21 protein-coding genes are annotated in these 20,079 nt (G+C 66.6%); 10 read left to right on the forward strand and 11 right to left on the reverse strand.

Annotated elements, in window-relative coordinates; all coding sequences use genetic code 11:
* Positions 1-2: 2 nt before the first annotated feature.
* The 7 genes from mraY to mraZ are packed head-to-tail and all read right to left on the reverse strand — an operon-like array spanning position 3 to position 7,925.
* Positions 3-1,079, reverse strand: a complete 1,077-nt coding sequence (mraY, locus tag ACZ5V4_RS07340) for a phospho-N-acetylmuramoyl-pentapeptide-transferase (protein ID WP_464317528.1) — start codon at positions 1,077-1,079, stop codon at positions 3-5.
* Positions 1,076-2,473, reverse strand: coding sequence for a UDP-N-acetylmuramoyl-tripeptide--D-alanyl-D-alanine ligase (locus ACZ5V4_RS07345; RefSeq protein WP_464317529.1), 1,398 nt, complete (start codon positions 2,471-2,473; stop codon positions 1,076-1,078). The genes mraY and ACZ5V4_RS07345 overlap by 4 nt, the downstream gene beginning before the upstream one ends.
* Positions 2,470-3,927, reverse strand: a complete 1,458-nt coding sequence (locus tag ACZ5V4_RS07350) for a UDP-N-acetylmuramoyl-L-alanyl-D-glutamate--2,6-diaminopimelate ligase (protein WP_464317530.1) — start codon at positions 3,925-3,927, stop codon at positions 2,470-2,472. The genes ACZ5V4_RS07345 and ACZ5V4_RS07350 overlap by 4 nt, the downstream gene beginning before the upstream one ends.
* Positions 3,928-3,931: 4 nt before the next feature.
* Positions 3,932-5,920, reverse strand: coding sequence for a penicillin-binding transpeptidase domain-containing protein (locus ACZ5V4_RS07355; RefSeq protein WP_464317531.1), 1,989 nt, complete (start codon positions 5,918-5,920; stop codon positions 3,932-3,934).
* Positions 5,917-6,498 carry a hypothetical protein gene (locus tag ACZ5V4_RS07360; protein WP_464317532.1) on the reverse strand — a complete coding sequence of 194 codons (582 nt, stop codon included), beginning with the start codon at positions 6,496-6,498 and terminating at the stop codon, positions 5,917-5,919. Before ACZ5V4_RS07360 ends, ACZ5V4_RS07355 begins: the two co-directional genes overlap by 4 nt.
* Positions 6,495-7,457, reverse strand: a complete 963-nt coding sequence (rsmH, locus tag ACZ5V4_RS07365; protein ID WP_464317533.1) for a 16S rRNA (cytosine(1402)-N(4))-methyltransferase RsmH — start codon at positions 7,455-7,457, stop codon at positions 6,495-6,497. The genes ACZ5V4_RS07360 and rsmH overlap by 4 nt, the downstream gene beginning before the upstream one ends.
* Before the next feature lie 9 nt (positions 7,458-7,466).
* Positions 7,467-7,925, reverse strand: a complete 459-nt coding sequence (gene mraZ / locus ACZ5V4_RS07370; protein WP_464317816.1) for a division/cell wall cluster transcriptional repressor MraZ — start codon at positions 7,923-7,925, stop codon at positions 7,467-7,469.
* Between the two features lie 429 nt (positions 7,926-8,354).
* Here mraZ and ACZ5V4_RS07375 point away from each other — a divergent pair, with 429 nt between their 5' ends.
* A complete protein-coding gene (locus ACZ5V4_RS07375; protein ID WP_464317534.1) occupies positions 8,355-9,371 on the forward strand; it encodes an HD-GYP domain-containing protein in 1,017 nt (338 codons plus the stop codon).
* A gap of 133 nt (positions 9,372-9,504) precedes the next feature.
* Here ACZ5V4_RS07375 and ACZ5V4_RS07380 read toward each other — a convergent pair whose 3' ends face one another.
* Positions 9,505-9,954 (reverse strand): CBS domain-containing protein, encoded by a 450-nt coding sequence (locus ACZ5V4_RS07380; RefSeq protein WP_464317817.1) that lies wholly within the window; start codon positions 9,952-9,954, stop codon positions 9,505-9,507.
* A gap of 128 nt (positions 9,955-10,082) precedes the next feature.
* On the opposite strand from ACZ5V4_RS07380, the gene ACZ5V4_RS07385 reads away from it, so the two are divergent.
* Together ACZ5V4_RS07385 and ACZ5V4_RS07390 are read left to right on the forward strand one after the other, a co-directional pair.
* Positions 10,083-10,556 (forward strand): chemotaxis protein CheD, encoded by a 474-nt coding sequence (locus tag ACZ5V4_RS07385; protein ID WP_464317535.1) that lies wholly within the window; start codon positions 10,083-10,085, stop codon positions 10,554-10,556.
* A complete protein-coding gene (locus tag ACZ5V4_RS07390) occupies positions 10,556-11,401 on the forward strand; it encodes an HDOD domain-containing protein (RefSeq protein ID WP_464317536.1) in 846 nt (281 codons plus the stop codon). The genes ACZ5V4_RS07385 and ACZ5V4_RS07390 overlap by 1 nt, the downstream gene beginning before the upstream one ends.
* A 103-nt stretch (positions 11,402-11,504) precedes the next feature.
* On the opposite strand, the gene ACZ5V4_RS07395 is transcribed toward ACZ5V4_RS07390, so the two are convergent.
* On the reverse strand, positions 11,505-12,761 hold the full coding sequence (locus tag ACZ5V4_RS07395; protein WP_464317537.1) for an HD domain-containing protein: 1,257 nt from the start codon (positions 12,759-12,761) through the stop codon (positions 11,505-11,507).
* Positions 12,762-12,885: 124 nt separating this feature from the next.
* On the opposite strand from ACZ5V4_RS07395, the gene rplM reads away from it, so the two are divergent.
* The 3 genes from rplM to ACZ5V4_RS07410 all read left to right on the forward strand — a co-directional run bounded on the left by rplM (position 12,886) and on the right by ACZ5V4_RS07410 (position 15,140).
* The gene (gene rplM, locus ACZ5V4_RS07400; RefSeq protein ID WP_464317538.1) at positions 12,886-13,311 is read left to right on the forward strand and encodes a 50S ribosomal protein L13; all 426 of its coding nucleotides are present in this window, start codon (positions 12,886-12,888) and stop codon (positions 13,309-13,311) included.
* A gap of 15 nt (positions 13,312-13,326) precedes the next feature.
* Entirely contained in the window at positions 13,327-13,719 is a 393-nt protein-coding gene (gene rpsI, locus ACZ5V4_RS07405) for a 30S ribosomal protein S9 (protein WP_464317539.1), read from the forward strand.
* 143 nt (positions 13,720-13,862) lie between these two features.
* Positions 13,863-15,140 carry a radical SAM family protein gene (locus tag ACZ5V4_RS07410; protein WP_464317540.1) on the forward strand — a complete coding sequence of 426 codons (1,278 nt, stop codon included), beginning with the start codon at positions 13,863-13,865 and terminating at the stop codon, positions 15,138-15,140.
* Between the two features lie 70 nt (positions 15,141-15,210).
* Here ACZ5V4_RS07410 and purM read toward each other — a convergent pair whose 3' ends face one another.
* Positions 15,211-16,299 carry a phosphoribosylformylglycinamidine cyclo-ligase gene (purM, locus tag ACZ5V4_RS07415; RefSeq protein ID WP_464317541.1) on the reverse strand — a complete coding sequence of 363 codons (1,089 nt, stop codon included), beginning with the start codon at positions 16,297-16,299 and terminating at the stop codon, positions 15,211-15,213.
* A 71-nt stretch (positions 16,300-16,370) separates the two neighbouring features.
* On the opposite strand from purM, the gene ACZ5V4_RS07420 reads away from it, so the two are divergent.
* The 4 genes from ACZ5V4_RS07420 to ACZ5V4_RS07435 all read left to right on the forward strand — a co-directional run bounded on the left by ACZ5V4_RS07420 (position 16,371) and on the right by ACZ5V4_RS07435 (position 19,230).
* Positions 16,371-16,736, forward strand: coding sequence for a hypothetical protein (locus tag ACZ5V4_RS07420; protein WP_464317542.1), 366 nt, complete (start codon positions 16,371-16,373; stop codon positions 16,734-16,736).
* Between the two features lie 53 nt (positions 16,737-16,789).
* A complete protein-coding gene (gene amrS / locus ACZ5V4_RS07425; RefSeq protein ID WP_464317543.1) occupies positions 16,790-17,803 on the forward strand; it encodes an AmmeMemoRadiSam system radical SAM enzyme in 1,014 nt (337 codons plus the stop codon).
* A gap of 248 nt (positions 17,804-18,051) precedes the next feature.
* Positions 18,052-18,426 (forward strand): 3D domain-containing protein, encoded by a 375-nt coding sequence (locus tag ACZ5V4_RS07430; protein ID WP_464317544.1) that lies wholly within the window; start codon positions 18,052-18,054, stop codon positions 18,424-18,426.
* Between the two features lie 186 nt (positions 18,427-18,612).
* Positions 18,613-19,230 (forward strand): transposase, encoded by a 618-nt coding sequence (locus ACZ5V4_RS07435; RefSeq protein ID WP_464317545.1) that lies wholly within the window; start codon positions 18,613-18,615, stop codon positions 19,228-19,230.
* Between the two features lie 52 nt (positions 19,231-19,282).
* On the opposite strand, the gene ACZ5V4_RS07440 is transcribed toward ACZ5V4_RS07435, so the two are convergent.
* A complete protein-coding gene (locus tag ACZ5V4_RS07440; RefSeq protein ID WP_464317546.1) occupies positions 19,283-19,579 on the reverse strand; it encodes an RNA recognition motif domain-containing protein in 297 nt (98 codons plus the stop codon).
* Positions 19,580-20,079: the final 500 nt, after the last annotated feature.

The following is a 20,079-nucleotide window of genomic DNA, read 5'->3' on the forward strand; positions in this document are numbered from 1 at the left end:
GCCTACCTCAGCTTCAGCGTGCTCAAGGCCACGAAGGCCAGGAGGATGGAGAGGATCCAGAACCGGATGATGATCTTGGATTCCGGTATGCCCTTGAGCTCGAAATGATGGTGCAGCGGGGCCATCTTGAAGATGCGCTTGCCGCCGGAGAACTTGAAGTAGCCCACCTGGAGGATCACCGAGAGGGTTTCCAGCACGAACACGCCGCCGACTATCAGGAGCACCAGTTCCTGCTTGCAGACCACGGCCAGGAAGCCGAGCGCCCCGCCGAGCGACAGCGAGCCCACGTCGCCCATGAACACCTGGGCCGGGTAGGCGTTGAACCACAGGAACCCGAGCCCCGCGCCGACCATGGCCGCGCAGAACACCGTGACCTCGCCCACGCCCGAGACGGGCATCACCTGGAGGTAGCGCGCGATCTGCGCGTGGCCCGCCACGTACACGAACAGGGCGAACATGCCCGCCGCCACCACCGTGGGGCCGATGGCCAGTCCGTCCAGGCCGTCGGTGAGGTTCACGCCGTTGGAGGCCCCCACGATCACCAGCACCGCGAAGGGCAGGTAGAAGAGGCCCAGGTCCGGCTGGACGTTCTTGAAGAAGGGCACGGCCAGGCGCGTGGAGAAGTCCGGGTCGGCCATGAGGATGCCCACGGCCACGGCCGCGATGCCCACCTGGCCGATGATCTTGCCTCTGGCCGAGAGGCCCTTGTTCTGCTTCTTGACCACCTTCAGGTAGTCGTCGGCCATGCCCACGGCGCCGAAGCCCAAAAACACCAGGAGCGTCATCCAGACGTATTCGTTGGTCAAATCCGCCCAGAGCAGCACCGAGCCCGCGATGGCCATGCCCATGAGCAGCCCGCCCATGGTGGGCGTGCCGGCCTTGCACTGGTGGGCCTTCACGTCCTCGTGGATGTACTGGCCGCACTTGAGCGCGGTCAGCCAGCGGATGACCCTGGGCCCGAACACGATGGAGATGACGAGCGCCGTGGAGAACGCCGCGATGGAGCGGAACGTGATGTAGCGGAAGACGTTCAGGAGCGTCAGCTGCGCGGCGAAGGGCACGAGGATGTGGTAGATCACCTTTTGCCCTCCCTGAGCCTGGCCCGGAAGCTCTCCAGGAACTCCTCCATGCGCTGGGAGCGTGAGCCCTTGAAGAGCACCGCGCCCTCCTTCAGGCCGGACTCCTCGACGCGCCCGGCGAAGTCCTCGGGCGTGGCCACCTCGTGGAAGCCGCCGCCGTAACCGGCCGCGCGCAGCCCCTTCTCCACCTGGGAAGCCTTGGAGCCCTTGAAGAAGACCACGTCGCAGCCGCCCTCGGCGATGCAGCGCCCGAGCTCCTCGTGGGCCGGGCCGGAGTGCTCGCCGAGCTCGCCCATCTCCCCGAGCACCAGCACCAGGGGCCTGCCCCCGGCGATGTCGCGCGCCGCGTCCACGGCGGCCTTCATGGAGAGCGGGTTGGCGTTGTAGGTGTCGTCGATGACGGTGTAGCCGCCCTCGTCGCTCACGTCGAAGCGCCGGGCCGGAAGCACGGCCTCGGAGAGCCCGGCCGCGATCTGCTCGGGCGTGGCGCCCAGCACGTTGGCCGCCGCGGCGGCAGCGAGCACGTTCTCGGCCAGGTGCCCGCCCTGGCAGGGCAACACCACGTCCATGGCCTCGCCCTGGAGCACCAGGTGGTAGAGCCCGCGCCCGTCCGCGCCGCACCCGAGGTAGCGGCAATGGAAGGGGGCGGTGGGGTCCTGCACGGACATGGCCAGCACGTCCGGGCGCACGGCGCGCGCGGCCTCCCACAGCTCGGGGTAGTCGGCGCTCGCCAGGGCCACCCCGCCCTGGCGCACGAAGCCGAAGAGCGCGGCCTTGGCCCGGCCGACTCCGGCCAGGTCGCCCAGGCCCTCGAGGTGCGCGGGGCCGATGTTGTGCACCACGGCCAGGTCCGGCTCGCAGATGGCCCCCAGCTCCTCCATGTCGCCCTGGCGGCTGATGCCGAGCTCCAGCACCCAGACGCGGTGTTCCTCGGAGGCGGCCAGCATGGAGAGCGGCAGGCCGAGCTGGTTGTTGTAATTCCCGGGATTCTTGATGGAGGGGGCCATGCGGCCGACGATGGAGGCCAGAAGTTCCTTGGCCGTGGTCTTGCCCGCCGAGCCCGAGAGCGCGGCCACCACGGCCCTGGTGCGCCTGCGCCAGAACCGGGCCAGCAGGCCCATGGCCGCGAGCACGTCGTCCACCACCAGCACCGGCGCGCGCCCGGCGACCTCGGGCAACTCGCGGCCGGCCAGCACCGCCCCGGCCCCGGCCTCCACGGCCTTGGCCGCGAAGTCGTGCCCGTCGGCCCTGGAGCCGGGCAGGCAGCAGAAGAGCGCGCCGGGCCGGGCCTCGCGGCTGTCCGCGGCGACGCAAGACAGCTCGACCGAGGCGTATTGCCGGATGTCGCCCCGGGCCTGCGTGGCGGCCATGATCTCGGAGACGGTCAGCTTCATGCCAGAAGCTCCTTGACCACCTGCACGTCGTTGAACGGGTGCTTCACGTCGCCGATCTGCTGGTAGGCCTCGTGGCCCTTGCCCGCGACGAGCAGCGCGTCGCCGGGCTTGATCTCCTTGAGCGCCAGGGCGATGGCCTCGCGGCGGTCCGGGTGCTCGATGATTTTTTTCGCCCCGGCCAGTCCCGGGCGGGCGTCGTCCATGATGGCCAGCGGGTCCTCGTGGCGGGGGTTGTCCGAGGTGAGCACGGCCACGTCGGCCCACTTGGCCACGGCTGCGGCCATCAGGGGGCGCTTGGCCCGGTCGCGGTTGCCTCCGCAGCCGAACACGGCCGCCACCTTGCCGAAACCCACCGCGCGCAGGGCCTTGAGCACGTTCTCCAGGGCGTCCGGGGTGTGGGCGTAGTCCACGAAGACGTCGAGCCCCCGGTCGTTGGGCACGCGCTCGAGCCTGCCCGGAGCGCCCGCGCAGCCGGCCAGGACGGCCATCTGCTCCGGGACCATGCCCATGCGCAGGGCCGCGCCCTGGGCCGCCAGCAGGTTGGAGGCGTTGTGCGCGCCCGCCAGGGGGGAGCTCAGCCGCCAGGTGCGCCCGGCGAAGCTCACCTCCAGTTCCATGCCCTGCCCGCTCTGGGAGAGGATGCGCCCGCGAAGCGCGTGCGCGGGAACGCCCTCGTCGCCCAGGCCGTAACCCACGGCCTCGGGCATGGCGTCCAGGAGCTCGCGGCCGCGCGGGTCGTCGAAGTTGATCACGGCCCCGGCCGGGTCCTTCAGGTAGTGCGTGAAGAGCAGGCGCTTGGCCGCGAAGTAGTCGTCCATGCCGCCGTGGTAGTCCAGGTGGTCCTGGGTGACGTTGGTCAACACGGCCGCGTCGAAGGCCAGGCCCGCCACGCGCCCCTGGTCCAGGGCGTGGCTGGAGGCTTCCATCACCGCGCCCGTGACCCCGGCGGCGGCCATGGCCGAGAGCATGGAGTGCACCTTGAGGCAGTCCGGCGTGGTCAGGCTGGCCTCCTCGGCGTGGCCGGGCCAGCGGTATTCCACGGTGCCGAGCACACCGGCGCGGCCGCCGTTCTCGCGGATCAGGTGCTCCACCAGATAGGCCACGGTGGTCTTGCCGTTGGTGCCGGTGACGCCGCAGAGCGGGAAGGGAAGCGAGGCGGTGCCGAAGCGGGCCGCGGCCAGCTCGCCCAGTGCGGCCCTGGGGTCGTCGCAGGTGACGAGCGCCGCGCCGGAAACAGGCCCGAGCCCGGCGGAGGCCGAGGCCACCACGTAGGCGGCCCCGCGCTCCAGGGCCATGGGCACGAAGCGCGCGCCGTCGCTCTTGGTGCCGGGGATGGCCACGAAGATCTCGCCCGGGTTGACCGCGCGCGAGTCCGTGCGCACCTCGAGCCCCCCGGCCGCGCGGGCCAGAAGCTCTTCCCACGCCTTGGGATTGTTGATCACGCCTTTGTCCATCGTCTTACGAAGCCTTGGCCAGCCACAGGGTGAAAGGTTCCTTCTCCACGTTGTTCCAGGGAGTTCCCGGTGCCGGATTCTGCTTGCCCACCACGAGGCCGTTGCCCTTGAGCGTGGGGATCACGCCCTTGCCCGCCAGTATCTCGGCGGCCTTGCGCAGGGGCATGCCAACGAGGTTGGGCACTTCCGCGCCGTTCACGGCCAAGTCCATGGGCGGGAAGGCCACGCCCAAAATCTCGCCCACGTCGGAGGGCTGCGCCGGATGCTGAGGGGCCGGTGCGGGCTGGGCCTGGGCCATGCGCACGGTCTCGGGGAGCCTGCCCAGGTAGGAGAGGCTCTTGAGCGCCACCTCGCGCACGGCCGGGGCGGCCACCACGCCGCCGTAGTGGTTGGGCTCGGGCTCGTCCACCATGACCAGGACCATGTATTCGGGGTCCACCGCCGGGATGAAGCCCACGAAGTCGGCCAGGTACTTGTCGCCGTAGCCGCCCGTGGCCTTGGCCTTCTGGGCGGTGCCGGTCTTGCCGCCGAGCTCCAGGCCCTCGATGCGCGCCTTGACGCCCGTGCCCTTCTCCTCCTCCACCACCTCGCGCATCATGAGCTGCACGGTGTGGGTGACCTTGGAGTCGATGACGCGGGTCTCGGGCCAGAAGGCGCTGTCCTGGGCGGGTTCGAGCACGAGCCTGAGCGGCTTCTTCACGCCGCCGTTGGCCAGGATGTGGAAGGCCTGGGCCAGCTGCACGGGGGTGACGCCGATGCCCTGGCCGAAGGAGTTGGTGGCGAGGTCGAGCTTGCTCCAGGCGTTGAGGGGGCGCAGGAGCCCCTTGGCTTCGCCGGGAAGGGGCAGGCCCGTGGGCTGGCCGAATCCGAACTTCTCGAAATAGGAATAAAGCCTGGGAGCGCCCAGGTCCATCCCGATCTTGGCCGCGCCGATGTTGGAGGACCAGCGCACGATCTTGTTCACGGGGAGGATGTCGTACGGGTGGGTGTCGCGGATCACCGCGATGTTGAAGAAGTTCCACTTCCCGTTTTCGCAATTGTAGAGCGTGTCCGGCTTGACCACCTTCTCCTGGAGCGCGGCCGCCACGAGCAGGGGCTTCATGGTGGAGCCCGGCTCCAGCACGTCCAGGGCCAGCCTGTTGCGCCCGGCCTTGGGGTCGCCGTCGTTGCCCAGGTTGGGGTTGAAGAAGGGGTAGTTGGCCCAGGCCAGTATCTCCGCGCTCTTGACGTGCACCACGATGCAGATGCCCGCCTTGGCCTTGTTCTCGGTGACGGCCTTGGCCAGGGCCTCCTCGGCGAAGAACTGGATCTGCGAGTCGATGGTCAGGGTGACGTCCGCGCCGTCGGCGTTGGACATCTCGCGGCCCTGGGCGTCCAGGTAGAGCTTGCGGCCCGAGGCGTCGCGCTGGACCACGTACTTGGCCTTCTTGCCCGCGAGCATGGGCTCGAAATACTTCTCGAGCCCTTCCAGGCCCTGGTCGTCGTAGCCCACGAAGCCCAGGAGCTGCCCGGCCATGTGCTTGTTGGGGTAGGAGCGGCCGTACTCCGAGGCCAGGGTGATGCCCGGCAGCTTGAGCGCCTTGACCTGGGCGGCCACGCGGTCGTTCACGCGCCTGGCCAGGTAGACGAAGTTGGAGTGGCTGGAGAGCTTGCGGTGGAGGTCCTTGGCGGGCACGCCCAGGACCTTGGAGAGCTGCTGCGCGGCCTCGTCGGGCTTTCCCACCTCGCGCGGGTTGGCCGAAACGGCCGTGAACTCCACGGACTTGGCCAGAAGCTGGCCGTTGCGGTCCAGGATGGAGCCGCGCCTGCCCCGGTCGTACTCGGAGGCCAGGTGCTGGCGCAGGGCCTTCTCCGCGAGCTCGGGGCCCTGCACGATCTGCAGGTAGCCCGCGCGCACCCAGAGGCTGGCCCAGAACAGGAAGAACACGCCGCACACGAAAATAAGGCGCAGCCTGCTGAAGTCCCTGATCTGTTTCTGTCCCCGGCCGCTCATGCGAGCCTCCCGGCCGCGCGCGGGGCTTGGGCTCCCTGCGCCTTGGGCTTGGCCTTGGAAGGCTCGGATTCGTAGGGCACGGGGGCGCGCTTCTGGGGCTTGGAAGAGTCGTCGCGGGCCTTGGACGGGGCCTTGCCGTCGGCGCCCGCCTCGGCCTTGGCCTTGGACTGCTTGCCGTCCGCGTCCTTCTGGGCGGGCTTTTTCGCGGCCTTGCCCCCGTCCTTGGCCGGGTCGGACTTCTTCTGGGGCTTTTCCGGCACGGGCACGGACTTGATCACGGGCGAGGGCAGCTCGTCACCGGCGGTTGAGAGCCGCCTGATCTGCCCGGGCCTGGCCTGGGAGAGGCCGTACTGCACGGCCAGCACGCGCAGGCGCTCGGGGGTGAGCAGCGTGTTGCGCTCCACTTCCAGCTTGGAGATGAGCGCCTCCTGGGAGTCGATCTCGGTCTGGAGGCGCTTGAGCTCGTAGGCCATGTCCACGCGCTCGATGTTCACCCACGTGATGCCGAGCCCCAGGGCCAGCAGGGTGAACAGGCAGAACGCCAGGGTGATGGCCCACTCGCGGGTGACGCCCTTCACGGGGCCTCCCCGCCGAGACGCTCGGCGGCGCGCAGCTTGGCGCTGCGCGAGCGCGGGTTCAGGGCGATCTCCTCGGGGGAGGCGGTCAGGGGCTTCTTGGTCAGGATGCGCACGCGCGGGGAGTGCCCGCAGGTGCAGTAGAGCTGTTGGGGCGGACACAGGCACCCGGAGGCCTCGCGCTTGAAGGCCGTCTTTACCAGGCGGTCCTCCAGGGAGTGGAAGGAGATGACGGCCACGCGGCCGCCGGGGTTCAGATGGTCCACTATCCTTTCCAAGAATTCCTTGAGCTCTTCGAGTTCCTGATTCACGGCCATGCGCAGGGCCTGGAAGGTCCTGGTGGCCGGGTGGTTGCGCGCGGTGGCCCGCCACTTGGCCGGGTAGGCCCGCTCCACAAGGGAGGCCAGCTCCAGCGTGCCGGTGATGGGCTTCTTCTCGCGCTCGTTCACGATGGCCCTGGCGATGCGCCCGGCCTGCGGCTCCTCGCCCAGGTCGCGGATGAGGTCGCGCAGGCGCTCGAAGCTCCAGCGGTTGACGATGTTCTCGGCGGGCTCCAGGCCGTCCTCGGGGCCCATGCGCATGTCCAGGGGCCCGTCGGCGATGAAGCTGAAGCCCCGTTCGGGCTCGTCGAGCTGCGGCGAGGAGACGCCCAGGTCGGCCAGGGCCATGTCCACGCCGTCCCAGCCCGCCTCTTCCAGGGCCGACTCGAAAGCGGAGAAGCGCATGCGCATCGCGGTCAAGGCGCCGGGGTACGCCCCCAGGTTCGCGGTGGCGCGGTCGATGGCGGTCTGGTCGCGGTCGAGCCCCAGTATCTCCACCTTGCCCTCCGTCCGGGACAGGACGGCCAGGCTGTGGCCGCCGAGCCCCAGGGTGGCGTCCAGCATGCGAAACCCAGGCCTCGGGGCCAGCAGTTCGCACACTTCCCTGGACATGACTGGAAGGTGCCGGGGATCGTTCTGCACGCCGGTCCCCTAGAGCTTCAACTCGATGCCGGATTGGGCCAAAGCGGCCATGTCCATGTCGAGATTTTCTTCGGTCACCCTGCGGCGGGCCTCGAAGATGTCCTTGTCCCAGAGCTCGAACTTGGCCCCCACGCCGGCCAGGACGCAGTCCTTGTCCAGCTTGGCGTAGCCGCGCAGGTAGGGCGGCACGAGGATGCGCCCCTGCTTGTCGAGCACCACCTCGACAGCGCCGGAGATGATGAAGCGTTGAAGGTTGCGAAGGCGCGAGTCCAGGATGTTGACCTTGCGGAACGATTCCTCGATTGCCTCCCACTCGGGCATGGGGTAGCCCACCACGCAACCGTCGAAGTTGGTGAGCATCAGCTTGCCCTCAGGGGAGTACCTGAGCACCTCCTCCCGGAATTCCGGGGGGAGCATCAGGCGACCCTTGGGGTCGAGGTTTCGTTCGGTGTGGCCTCGGAACATCACCATCCTCACACTTTCTACCACTCATTACCACTCTTTCCCACTGCCTCTCAAACAATCCCCTCCTCATGTCAAGTGAAAAGGGGAAACGCTCGGCTTCCCTAGGGAAAAAAAACGGGGAACAAGTGGGAGCAAACACTCGTCGAGCAGGGCAAAGGCCGGGGGCAGGTGGAAAATACACGTTAAAACGAACGGTTGCACAGGACCTGTCCAGAGGTGGTGAAAAAGGCCCGGCAAGGTCCTTGCCACCACCCGGCGGTGGGAAAAAACGCAAGCCGGGCGGCAGGGGGAGGATTCCCCCTGGCAGGGCGCCGGGACGCCCCGCCCGGCCGGGAGAAAAAGACGGGCAGGCCTTGTCAGCACGCCCGGGGACGGGTAACACCCCCCTGAAGCCCGGGTTTTGCGCGGCGAGGCCTCAACCAACTGGTGATTATGAGCGAAAAGCCAAAGAACCAAGCCTTCGAGGACCTGGAGGAGGAGTACTACCAGATAAGCCCGGACATTCTCCAGAGCTTCAACAAGTTCAGGCCGCCGCTCAGCATCTTCAAGCTCAAGGAGGACGTGGTCCGGCTCATGCCCTACTACAAGGTGGGCGACCGGCTCTCCAAGGAGCAGATCGAGGAACTCGAGGCCATGGTCCAGGATGGCCTGGCCTTCGTCTCGCGCGCCGACCACCCGGTCTACGTCAAGCACATCTCCTACCAGCTGGACCTGGTCCTCATGGACCGCCACCTCACCGAGACCGAGACTGCGGACATCTTCCAGGCCGCGCTGACCCGGCGCATGGAGGAATTCCTGGACCAGCCCGTGAAGGCCGTGGCGGACAAGCTCTCAAGCGACCTGATGGTGCTCACCGAGTACCTCTGGCAGGACCTCAGCCGGACAAAGGCCCTGTCCAGGCGCGTGCACCAGAAGCACACCCTGGCCAACCACAGCGTCAACTGCGGGCTGGTGGGCATGCAGGTCTACGCGCAGACCCTGCCCGAGGAGTTCAAGGCCGGGCCCAAGAGCCGCCAGACCTTCGACCGCATGGCCCTGGGGCTCTTCCTGCACGACGTGGGCATGAGCAAGATCCCGCAGTTCCTGCGCGACAAGACCCAGACCCTCACCGCCGAGGAACGCCAGAAAATACTCAAGCACCCGCTCATGGGCATCGAGATGCTCTCCAAGCTGGACCTCAAGTTCCCCGAGGTGGAGCAGTGCGTGCTCCAGCACCACGAACGCATGGGCGGGGGCGGCTACCCGCAGAAGCTCACCGGCGCGGACCTCTCCGAGCCGGGGCTGCTCGCGGCCGTGGTGGACTCCTTCTGCGCCATGATCACGGACCGGCCTTACGCCAAGGCCATGGACCCCAAGACAGCGGCCGGGCTCCTGGGCTCCGACGCCAAGTACGACCCCAGGTTCACCAAGCAGCTGGCGCAGTATCTGTTGAACACCAAGCAGATGTAGGCGCCCGGGCCGCGCGGCCCGGACAAAAAAAGGCCCCGGCGCGTGCGCGGCGCGCCCAGGGCCCGATCTCTCGCGCCTTCCCGGACCGTCCCCCGGCGGGCATGCCGCTGGCGACGGGCCGCGGGGCTCGCGGCTAGATTTCCAGGTGCTCCCAGTCCATCTGCAGGAACAGGTCCTCGGCCGCGATGACGCCGAGCACCTTTCCGCCCTCGATGACCACGGCCCAGCGCCGCCTGGTCTCGAGCATGGCTTCGAGCACCACGGGCAGCGGGTCCTGGGGCCGGACCAGGGGCACGTCGCGCTCCACCACGCCTCCGGCGGCGCGAGAGAAGCACTTGCGGCAGATGGTCTTGAAGGTCTCGTCGAAGTCCTCGGTCACCTTGAGCTTGAGCGAGTCCTCCAGGGCGCACTGCTCCATGTAGAGCAGCAGCCACCAGGCCGTGACCACCCCCCTGAACTCGCCCTCGGGCGAGAGCACCACGGCGCAGGCGCGGTCCGGGTGGTCCTTCATGACCTTGCGCAGGCGCAGGGCCACGTCGCGCAGGCTGTCCGTCTCGCGCACCTCGACCATGTCGGTGCGCATCACATCCCAGGCTCTTTCACGCAACAGCATCGGGCATCCCTTTTTCCGGCGAGTCTTTACCGCCGGGCGCATTTTCTGTACTTCTATAAGGATAAGGCCTGATTGAAAAGGGCCGAGAGGCTTCGATCGTGAAAATACGCGTCACCGTCGGCATTTCCGACATGAAGATCTCGCGCAAGCCGGGCGAGATGCTCATCACCCACTCCCTGGGCTCCTGCCTGGGGCTCGCCGCGTGGGACCCCCAGGCGGGCGTGGGCGGGCTCATCCACTGCCTGCTGCCCAAGGCGACCAGCCAGGACGTGAAAAACCCCTTCATGTACGTCAACGTGGGCGTGCCCATGATGATCCGCAAGATGGTGGCCATGGGTTGCAGCAAGCCAGGCCTCGTCTTCCGCGCCGCGGGCTGCGGCCGGATGCTCAACGTGACCAACCAGTTCGACACCGGAGCCCAGAACCTGGCCATGCTCGAGGCGCTCTTCGAGCGCAACGGGGTGAGCCTCGCGGCCAAGGACGTGGGAGGCTCCATCCCCAGGACCATGGCCCTGCACATGGACACCGGCAAGCTGGTGATCTCGTCACAGGGAAAGGAGTGGGAACTGTGATGCGCCGTGAACAGATCATCTCCCAGGCCAAGGCCCTGCCCCAGATGCCGGCCCCGGTGCTTCGGATCATGTCCTACCTGTCCAAGCCCGACGCGGACCTGAACGTCCTGGCCTCGCTCATCGAGTACGACCCGGGGCTCACGGTGAACGTGCTGCGCATGGCCAATTCCAGCTTCTTCGGCGGCGGGGGCAAGGTGACCTCGGTGCGCGAGGCGCTCTTCAGGCTGGGCACGCGCCGCGTGGTCCAGCTGGTGATCGCCTCGGGCGTGGCGCCCAACGCCAGGGGCGCGGTGACGGGCTACGGCCTGGGCGAGGGCGAGCTTCTGCGCCACTCCATCGCCGTGGGCCTTGCCGCCGAGCTTCTGGCCAAGGAGACCGGCCGCCAAGCCCCGGACCACACCTTCACGGCCGGGCTTCTGTCCAACATCGGCAAGGTGGTCCTGGGCCGCTTCCTGGAGGTCGACCTCTCGGTGGTCCTGTCCATGGCCGAGCGGGAGAACATCCCCTTCGAGCAGGCCGAGCGCCGCCTGATGGAGATCGACCACGCCGAACTGGGCGCGGAACTCCTCCGGCACTGGGACATGCCCGAGAACATCGTGGAGTGCGTGCGCTGGCACCTGGACCCCTGCGCCGCGCCCGTGAGCGGCGAGGCCATCGACCTGGTGCACGCGGGCCGGGTGCTGGCCACCATGGCGGGCATCGGCCAGGGCGTGGACGGGTTGCGCTACGAGGTCTGCCAGAAGACCTTCGAGCGCCTGGGGCTGACACCGGAGATCGTCGCTTCGGTGATGGTGAAGCTGGTGGAGAACCTGGGCGAGATCGAGGAGATCCTCTCGCAGGTCTAGTGTCGCGCCCCTGAAAAACATGAACATGTTTTTCAGGGGTAAAAATAATTATTTCGGACCGTTATTCACAAGACAAACGTGCACTCATTTTCTGGACGCCGCGCTAGTCGAAGTCGGCCAGCAGCGCGCCCACGTGCACCCGGCCCAAAAGCACCGAGGAGGCGTACTTGCTCCGGATGCGCCACAGCCCCTGCTGGAGCTGGTCCGAGGCGATGCCGTTCCTGAGCGCGGTGTAGGCCTCCAGGAAGGCGGCCAGGGAGTCGCAGGTCTTCAGGAGCTCGCCGTCCTTGGGGTCGAACTCGTCCGAGTTGTAGCGTTCCTGGAGCTCCATGGAGTCCACCTTGCGCGTGAGCCCGTCCACGGTGGCGCAGGCGTAGAACTCCGAGCCCACCGAAAGCCCCAAGAAGAACGAGAGCCGGTCCGCGATCTCCTGGTGGCCGCCCCGGACCAGGGGGGCCAGGATCATGCGCTCGAGCTCCTTCTCCTCGTATTCCTTTATAAGGTCGCTCAGGCGCTCCACGGACTGTTTCACCGGGGAAATGATGTCGCGGGTGAGGAGTTCGGGCAGGTCGTGGAAGAGCCCGGCGAAGAAGTTGTTCTGGGCGCGCTGGGGGCAGGCCTCCACGGTGATGGAGAAGAAGTAGGCGTAGCAGGCCACGATGAACATGTGCCCGAGCACGCTGGTCTCTGGGATGCGCGGGGTCTGGGACCAGCGCTTCTGGAAGCGCAATTGGCCGCAGACCTGGGCGAAGTGGCCGACGGGCGTGCGCGACTGCCCGAAGAGCCCCTCCTTGAGCTGGGTCACTCCCTCCAGGTCCGCGTGGCGCTCCAGCCCGCCCCGGAAGGAGTCCTCGATGTCCATGAGCTCGGTGTCCTGGCGGTTCATGGCCTTGATCAGGTTGAACTCCCAGCCCGAGGCGTAGAGGTGCGCGGCCGCCAGGATGCGCCTGTCCGGGGTGTCCTCCCCGGTGTGGCGCAGGTAGGCGCACATGCGCTGCCAGAAGGGCTCGCCAAGGCTGCGCACCCTGGGTTCGAGCTCGGAGAGCACCCAGTCGGTGAGCCTGCGGTAGTGGTCGGGGTTCTCCTTGATCTTGTAGAAGACGGGGGGCTTGATGTCGGTGATCACCAGCCTGTAGAGGTAGTCGAAGACCCCGCCCTCCACGATGCGCCCGCCGAGTTCCGCGCGCTCCACAGGGGACAGGCTCCTTGAGTTGAGCAGGAAGAGCACCCAGGCCACCATCATCTTGTGCGCCTGCTTGTCCACCTCCATGAGCTCGGCCGGACGGAGCTTGTCGTTCCAGCGCTTCATGGAGGACCCGGAGAAAATCAGCTGCAAAAGGCTCTTGCGCACGCTACTCATGACGTGTAACTACCCCCGCCCCGGACAAAGCTCAAGAAGCGAAAAAAGCGCGAAGAGGGCTTGACACACAAGACGCAAGTCCGTAAAGGACTCGTCTTCCCATTCGCACGGAGGACATTTCGTCATGAAGACATATAGCCCGAGCAGCAAGGACATCACCCGTGATTGGGTGATCGTGGACGCCGCCGACAAGGTTCTGGGCCGCCTGGCCAGCCAGATCGCGCAGCGCCTGCGCGGCAAGCACAAGCCCGAATTCGCCCCCCACATGGACGCGGGCGACTTCGTGGTGGTGGTCAACGCCGAAAAGGTCAAGATCACCGGCCGCAAGCTCGACCAGAAGATGTATTATCGCCACAGCGGCTGGATCGGCGGCCTCAAGGAAACCGTCATGCGCGACATGATGGACAAGAAGCCCGACCAGGTGCTGATCAAGGCCGTCAAGGGCATGCTGCCGAAAAACCGCCTGGGCCGCCAGATGCTCAAGAAGCTCAAGGTGTACGCCGGCGGCGAGCATCCGCACACCGCCCAGCAGCCCAAGCCCCTGGCCTAATCTACGGGAGAGAACATGAGCACCGACCACTTCTACGGAACCGGACGCCGCAAGACCTCCGTGGCCCGCACCCGCCTGCTGCCCGGAACCGGCCAGATCCTCGTCAACGGACGCCCCGTGGACGAATACTTTCCCCGCAGCACCCTGCAGGTGATCGTCCGCCAGCCCTTCGTCCTCACCAAGACCCAGGGCCGCTTCGACGTGAACGCCACCCTGGACGGCGGCGGCATCTCCGGACAGGCCGAGGCCCTGCGCCACGGCATTTCCCGCGCCCTGCTGCAGGTCGACCCCGAGCTGCGCGCCGCCCTGAAGAAGGCCGGCCTGCTCACCCGCGACGCCCGCGCCAAGGAACGCAAGAAGTACGGCCAGCGCGCCGCCCGCGCCCGCTTCCAGTACTCGAAGCGTTAATCGCCTCCCCGGGAAGATACCCAAGGGCCGTTCCTCGCGGAACGGCCCTTTTTTGCGTTGCGCCGGGCCGCGGGACAGGCAAGCCCGCCCTTCTTCTCTTCGCACCCCTTTTCAGGCTACACAGTCGCGGCCAGGAGGCACCAATGGCTACCACGGAAAAACCGCGCCCCAAGCTCGTCTTCGCCGACTCGTCCGGCAACGTCTACGACCACCCGGAGCTGGACATGCTCGTGCGCCGGGGCGACCAGCTGGGCCTGCCGCGCCCGGACGAACTGATCCCCCTGCCGCCGGAAAGCGAGCTTTTTCTCTTGCCCGCGCGCTCCGCCCTGGGCCTGGACCCGGAGACGGGCGAGGTCGAGGAAATGGAGGAAGTGGCCGTGGCCGCCTTCGTCTCCCCGGGCCACACCCTCTCGGGCACCACGGCCTACCGCGCCAGGCCCGGCGCCCCGGTGCTGCCGCTCTTCGCCTACGGCGCCGTGGGCATGATCGGGGACCGCTTCTACGTCTGCGCCAAGCGCGTGGACCAGGACCAGCGCCAGGTCTTCTCGCACGTCCCGAAAAAGCGCATCACCGCCGGGGCCAAGGCCCTCATGGCGCGTTTCCCCAAGAACCGCCTGGTGAGCCACCTGGCGGGCTGCGCCCTGACCTACTGCTGCCCGGCCGCGCGCAACCTGGCCCTGGGCCGCTTCGAGGCCCCGCTGCCCACGTCGCGCTCCTGTAACGCGCGCTGCGTGGGCTGCCTGAGCCTCCAGCCCGAGGAGAGCGGGTTTCCCTCCACCCAGAACCGCATCCCCTTCAGGCCCACGGCCGAGGAGGTCTGCGAAGTGATGCTCGCGCATTCCGAGCGCGAGGAGCGCCCCATCCTGAGCTTCGGCCAGGGCTGCGAGGGCGAGCCCCTGACCGAGGCCGCGCTTTTGGCCGAGGCCGCCCGGCTCTACCGCTCGCGCGGGGGCGTGGGCACGGTGAACGTGAACACCAACGGCAGCCTGCCGGACACGGTGGAGAGCCTGCGCGAGGCCGGGTTCGACTCCATGCGCGTGAGCATGGTCAGCGCGCGCGCCCCGCTCTACGAGGCCTACACCCGCCCGCAGGGCTACGGCTTCGCCCAGGTGGCCGAGACCGTGGCCAGGGCCAAGGAGGCCGGGCTCTTCGTGAGCCTCAATTTCCTCTACCACCCGGGCGTGAGCGACACCGAGGAGGAACTGGAAGCGCTGGGCTCGCTGGTGGAATCCACCAAGGCGGACTTCATCCAGTTGCGCAACCTGAACCTGGACCCGGACCTCTACGCGGGCATCGTCACGGGCTCGGGCGTGGGCTTCGGGGCCAGCATGGGGCTCGGGAACTTCATGAAGCGGCTGCGCAAGCGCTGCCCCTGGCTGAAGTACGGCTACTTCAACCCCTGGGTGGAGCGGCAGGCGTAGGCTTCGGCAACAAAAAAGCCCCCTCGAGGGGGCCTTTTCTTTTCAAGAGGATGTTCCGGTCCGACCGGGCCTAGTCCTGCGCCGGGGGCGGGCAGGCGGCCTGCGCGCCCGGGGTGTCCACGATGACGCGCTCGTCCTCGGGGCTGGCCAGCTTGACGATCTCCCCGATGTGCCAGGCCTGCTCGTGCAGGGCGAGCAGCCGCGCCAGCACGTCGTCGGTCTGCTCCTTGTCCACCACCAGGATGAAGCCCACCCCGCAGTTGAACGTCTGGAGCATCTCCTCCCAGCCGAGGTTCCCGGCCTGCTTGAGCCACTCGAACACCGGGGGCACCTGCCACCTGTCCATGGACACGTGGGCGGCCACGCCGCGCGGCAGGATGCGCGGGATGTTCTCGTAGAAGCCCCCGCCGGTGACGTGCACCATGCCCTTGATCTGGAAGTCGCGCAGCAGATTGAGCACGCTTTTCACGTAGATGCGCGTGGGCGCGAGCAGGGCCTCGGCCACGGTCCGGGCCGCGCCGGGCAGCAGGTCGTTGGGGCGAAGCCCGCTCTCGGCCAGGATCTTGCGGACCAGGGAATAGCCGTTGGAGTGCGGGCCCGAGGACTTGATGCCGATGACCGAGTCCCCGATGCCTATGGAGGAACCGTCCACGATCTTGGTGTTGTCCACCACGCCAACGCAGAAGCCCGCCAGGTCGTAGTGCCCGGGGGGATAGAAGTCGGGCATCTCGGCGGTCTCGCCGCCAAGGAGCGCGCACCCGGCCTCGGAGCAGCCGTGGGCCACGCCCTTGATCACGCGCTCGGCCACGTCCACGTCGAGCTTGCCTGTGGCGAAGTAGTCGAGGAAAAAGAGCGGCTTGGCCCCCTGGACCAGGATGTCGTTGACGCTCATGGCCACCAGGTCGATGCCCACGGTGGAGTGCCCGTCCATCTCGAAGGAGAGCAAAAGCTTGGTGCCCACCCCGTCGGTGGAGGAGACGAGCACGGGCTCTTCGAAATCCTGCAGATCGAGTTTGAAAAGGCCGCCGAAACCGCCTATATCGGTAATGACGCCCTTGTTGAACGTGGCCTGCGCGAGCGGTTTGATGCGGTTCACCAGATCGCCCGCAGCGGCGATGTCCACCCCGGCGCGGCGGTAAGCCTCGGCGCGGTCGTTCATATGAATGATGCTCCCTGTGTACTGATTGCGCCTTCTTAAGCCTTCCCGCCGCCAAATACAAGGAGATCGGCATGTCCTCGATTCCGAAAACCACCCTGGCCTTCATCCTCCTGTGCGCGCTCGCGATTCCGGCCGGGAGCGCCCCGGCCCAGGACGACGGCGGGGAGGGCGAGCGCCGCGACAACACCATGGGCACGCCCGGCGCGGGGAGCGGCATCCGCATCGGCACGGACGAAAAGGGCGACAACACCATCTCCGTGGAGCCCCAGCCCAGCCAGCAGCAACAGGCAGTGCCCTACCTTGGGCCGATCATCGTCACCCCCGAGGTGGACCAGAACGGAAGGCGGCCCGTGCCGCCCGGGCCCTACCCGCCCAGGCCGCCCCAAGAGCCCGGGCAGAAGCCCCAGCCGCCGCGCCCCACGCCGTACAGGCAATAAGCCGGGACGCGCGCCCGAGGGGGGAACAACCAGCCAGCAGGGAGGCGCACGCCATGCATCCAGCCAGACTCTGGAAACCGTTGAAGGACGGCAAGGTCCATTGCCGCCTGTGCTCGCACTTCTGCATCGTCGAGCCGGGCAAACGCGGCAAGTGCGGCGTGCGCGAAAACGCGGGGGGCGAACTCTTCACCCTGGTCTACGACAAGGTGGCGGCCGTGAACATCGACCCGGTGGAGAAAAAGCCGCTCTATCACTTCCTGCCCGGCACGCGCACCTTCTCCCTCGGCACCATGGGCTGCAACCTGGAGTGCTCCTTCTGCCAGAACTACTCGCTCTCCCAGCCGCCCAGGCAGGGCCGGGACATCCAGGGCCAGCAGGCCGGGCCGGAATTTTTGGTGCGCGCGGCCCTGGAATCGGGCTGCCGCTCCATCTCCTACACGTACTCCGAGCCCACGATCTTTTTCGAGCTCATGTACGACACGGCCCTGGCCGCCAAGCGCGAGGGGCTGAAAAACATCATGGTCTCCAACGGGTTCATGTCGCCCGAGTGCCTGGACGAGTTGGCCGGGCTCATCGACGCGGCCAACATCGACCTCAAGGGCTTCAACCCGCAATTCTACGAGGACGTCTGCGGCGCCCGCCTGGAGCCGGTGAAGAAGAACCTCGCGCGCATGCGACCCATGGGCTGGTGGCTGGAGGTGACCACCCTGCTCATCCCCGGGCTCAACGACTCCGACGGGGAGCTCAAGGCCATGGCCGCGTTCATCGCCGGCGAGCTCGGCCGGGACACGCCCTGGCACATCTCGCGCTTCCACCCGGACTTCAAGATGCAGGACAGGCCCCCCACCCCGCCGGAGACGCTGGAAAAGGCCTGGAACATCGGGCGCGAGGCCGGGCTCGACTACGTTTACGTGGGCAATCTTCCGGGCAACTCGCACAACTCCACCATCTGCCCCGGCTGCGGGGCCAAGGCCGTGGAGCGTTTCGGGTTCGAGGTCCTGGGCGAGGCCGCGCGCGCGGGCCAGTGCCCTGAATGCGGGCGCAAGCTGGCGGGAAGATTCGAATAACGGTTTCCGGAAACCGCACTGAAGGCCGGGGCGGAAAAGATGAAATGTTGTCCATCTTTTCCGCCCCGGCCTTGTCGCATCGCGTGGGGCCTGCTAGTGACCGTGTCATGCGAAAAGCGACAGTGTACACCAACACTCTGAGCGCATCCACAAAAAAGTCTTCTTCCTCTTCTTTTTCGTGGGCTCATCTCGCCCTGCTCTTGGGTTTCGCCTTCCTTCCGGGCTGCGCCAAGAAGCAGGCTTGCCTGGTGGAGCAAGACCCCGCCACCCTGTCTTGCTCCCCCGACAAGCTCTTTGCCGCTCCCAAGCGTTCCAAAAAACTCGAAGTGACCGCCATGGCCTACACGGCCAGGAGCGTCGGCAAATCGGGCAAATCGTTGCCAAGGGCCGCCAACGGGGAATTCCTCACCCCCGAGGCCAGCGCCATCGCCATCTCCCCCGACCTGATCGAGGAGCATGGCCTGAGCCTGGATAAAACCGTCAACATCTCCGGGCTGGGCGACTTCAAGGTCATGGACCTGATGTCCCCCCGCCACTCCAAGTCCATCGACATCTACTTCGGCAACGACAACACGGGCGCACGCCAATGGGGCAGGCGCACGCTGACCATTTCCTGGGAATAAGTCCGTTCGCGTGGGCCATAGGGCCCCTCAGAGCCACCCCGGGGCTGGAGGCTCCTCCCCTCCAGCCCCCCCTTCGGGGGGCTTTTTTTTGGGGTTCATCCGGGAAGGAAGAGTGAGTTGAGACAACGGTAACCCTCCCATTTCTCGATAGTTACGAGGCCAATCGAGAGATGCTGGGAGGCGCCATTGTCCGGACCAGAGATTACCCGGCACCTGGGCGGCTGGGCTGGGTATCGCGTCGGGACCATCCAGCGTTTCGAGGCTGGTGAAAAGGGACCGCAAGCCGAAGTCTGGGTGGTGAAATACGGCCGCGAAGTCATCGACCCGGTCCGTCGCGCCGAAGCCAAGCGTGCCGAGGGCGACAGCCAGGCGCGCGAGGTGATCGAGGGCTCGCGCTGGCTGCCGCTCCGAAACAGGCGCGATATCGGGAGCGTGGCCGACAGGATCTGGCTCCACGATCTGCTCGACGCCAACCAGAACCTGATGAAGGTTTACGTGCTCAAGGAGGACCTGAAGCAGCCCAGGGACTTCCACTACCCGAAGGCGGCGAAACGCTTCTGGGAGGACTGGCACCGGCGGGCCATGCGAAGCGGAATCCAGCCGCTACTCCGCTTCGCCAAGAGACTCAAGCCATACGTCCCCGGCATCCTGGCTCACTGCCGCCACCGGCTGCACACCAGCCTCTTGGAGGGGGGCAACAACAAAATCAAGGTGATCAAGCGCATGGCCTACGGCGTCCGGGATGACGCCTATTTCTTCCTCAAAATCAGGGCAGCGTTTCCCGGAATTTCGCATGACCAATGAAAAAGGCCCCGCCCTTCACAGGACGAGGCCTTCTAAAACGGTCTGACCAATTCTACCAGGTGTGCCGGGCATGTCCATCAAAGGCATTGCTACGAGGGGCCCGGGGCCTGTCTTCAGCTTCGTTGACCCTGAGGTTGCGCCCCCCGAGGGCGGAGCCGTTCAAAGCCTGGATGGCGGCAAGGGCACCATCGTCGTGCATCTCCACGAACCCAAATCCGCGCAGGCGGCCCGTCTCGCGGTCGGTAATGAGGCTTACGGACAGTACTTCGCCGTGGGCACCGAACAGGTTGCGGATTTCATCGTCATAGGTAGAAAAGGGAAGGTTGCCGACGTAAATTTTCTTGGACATGTGGATAGCTCCTAGAGGTAATAGGCGGTCGTCTTGGTGAAGTGGAGCTTAGCCAACGCGAAGGTCCAAGAGTCAATAAGATGTAGGCCTGTTGAAGTGATGCGCTTTTATTACGTACTTCAGTACGGGTTTGGCAAGGAAAATTATTTCATAACTTTGAATAATCACCTTCAGAGACGATGGACGGTTTGTAACATCCCTGATTCTTGAAAGATAAATTTTACTTCCCGGGCATTGATCACTATTGTTCTGTTTGGATATGTGCTGACGCGCGGGTTGACGCAGGAACAGCCAGGGACAGTCACAGGATCCTGTGAATATACCCAGCCCCGCGGGCCTCTTGGGACTTCCCGGCATCCTTCCGCTGCCCATCCCGGACATCCCACAATTCTTGGTTCAGCACGGAATTCCGCGATGAACCTTTTTTGCCCCACCAGCCGCCCTCTTGACGCATCCCCGACGCGCGCGCCTTGCGCTGGCCTCCTCGATGGTTGTATCCT

It is taken from the genome of Fundidesulfovibrio sp. YSD1, assembly GCF_055397115.1.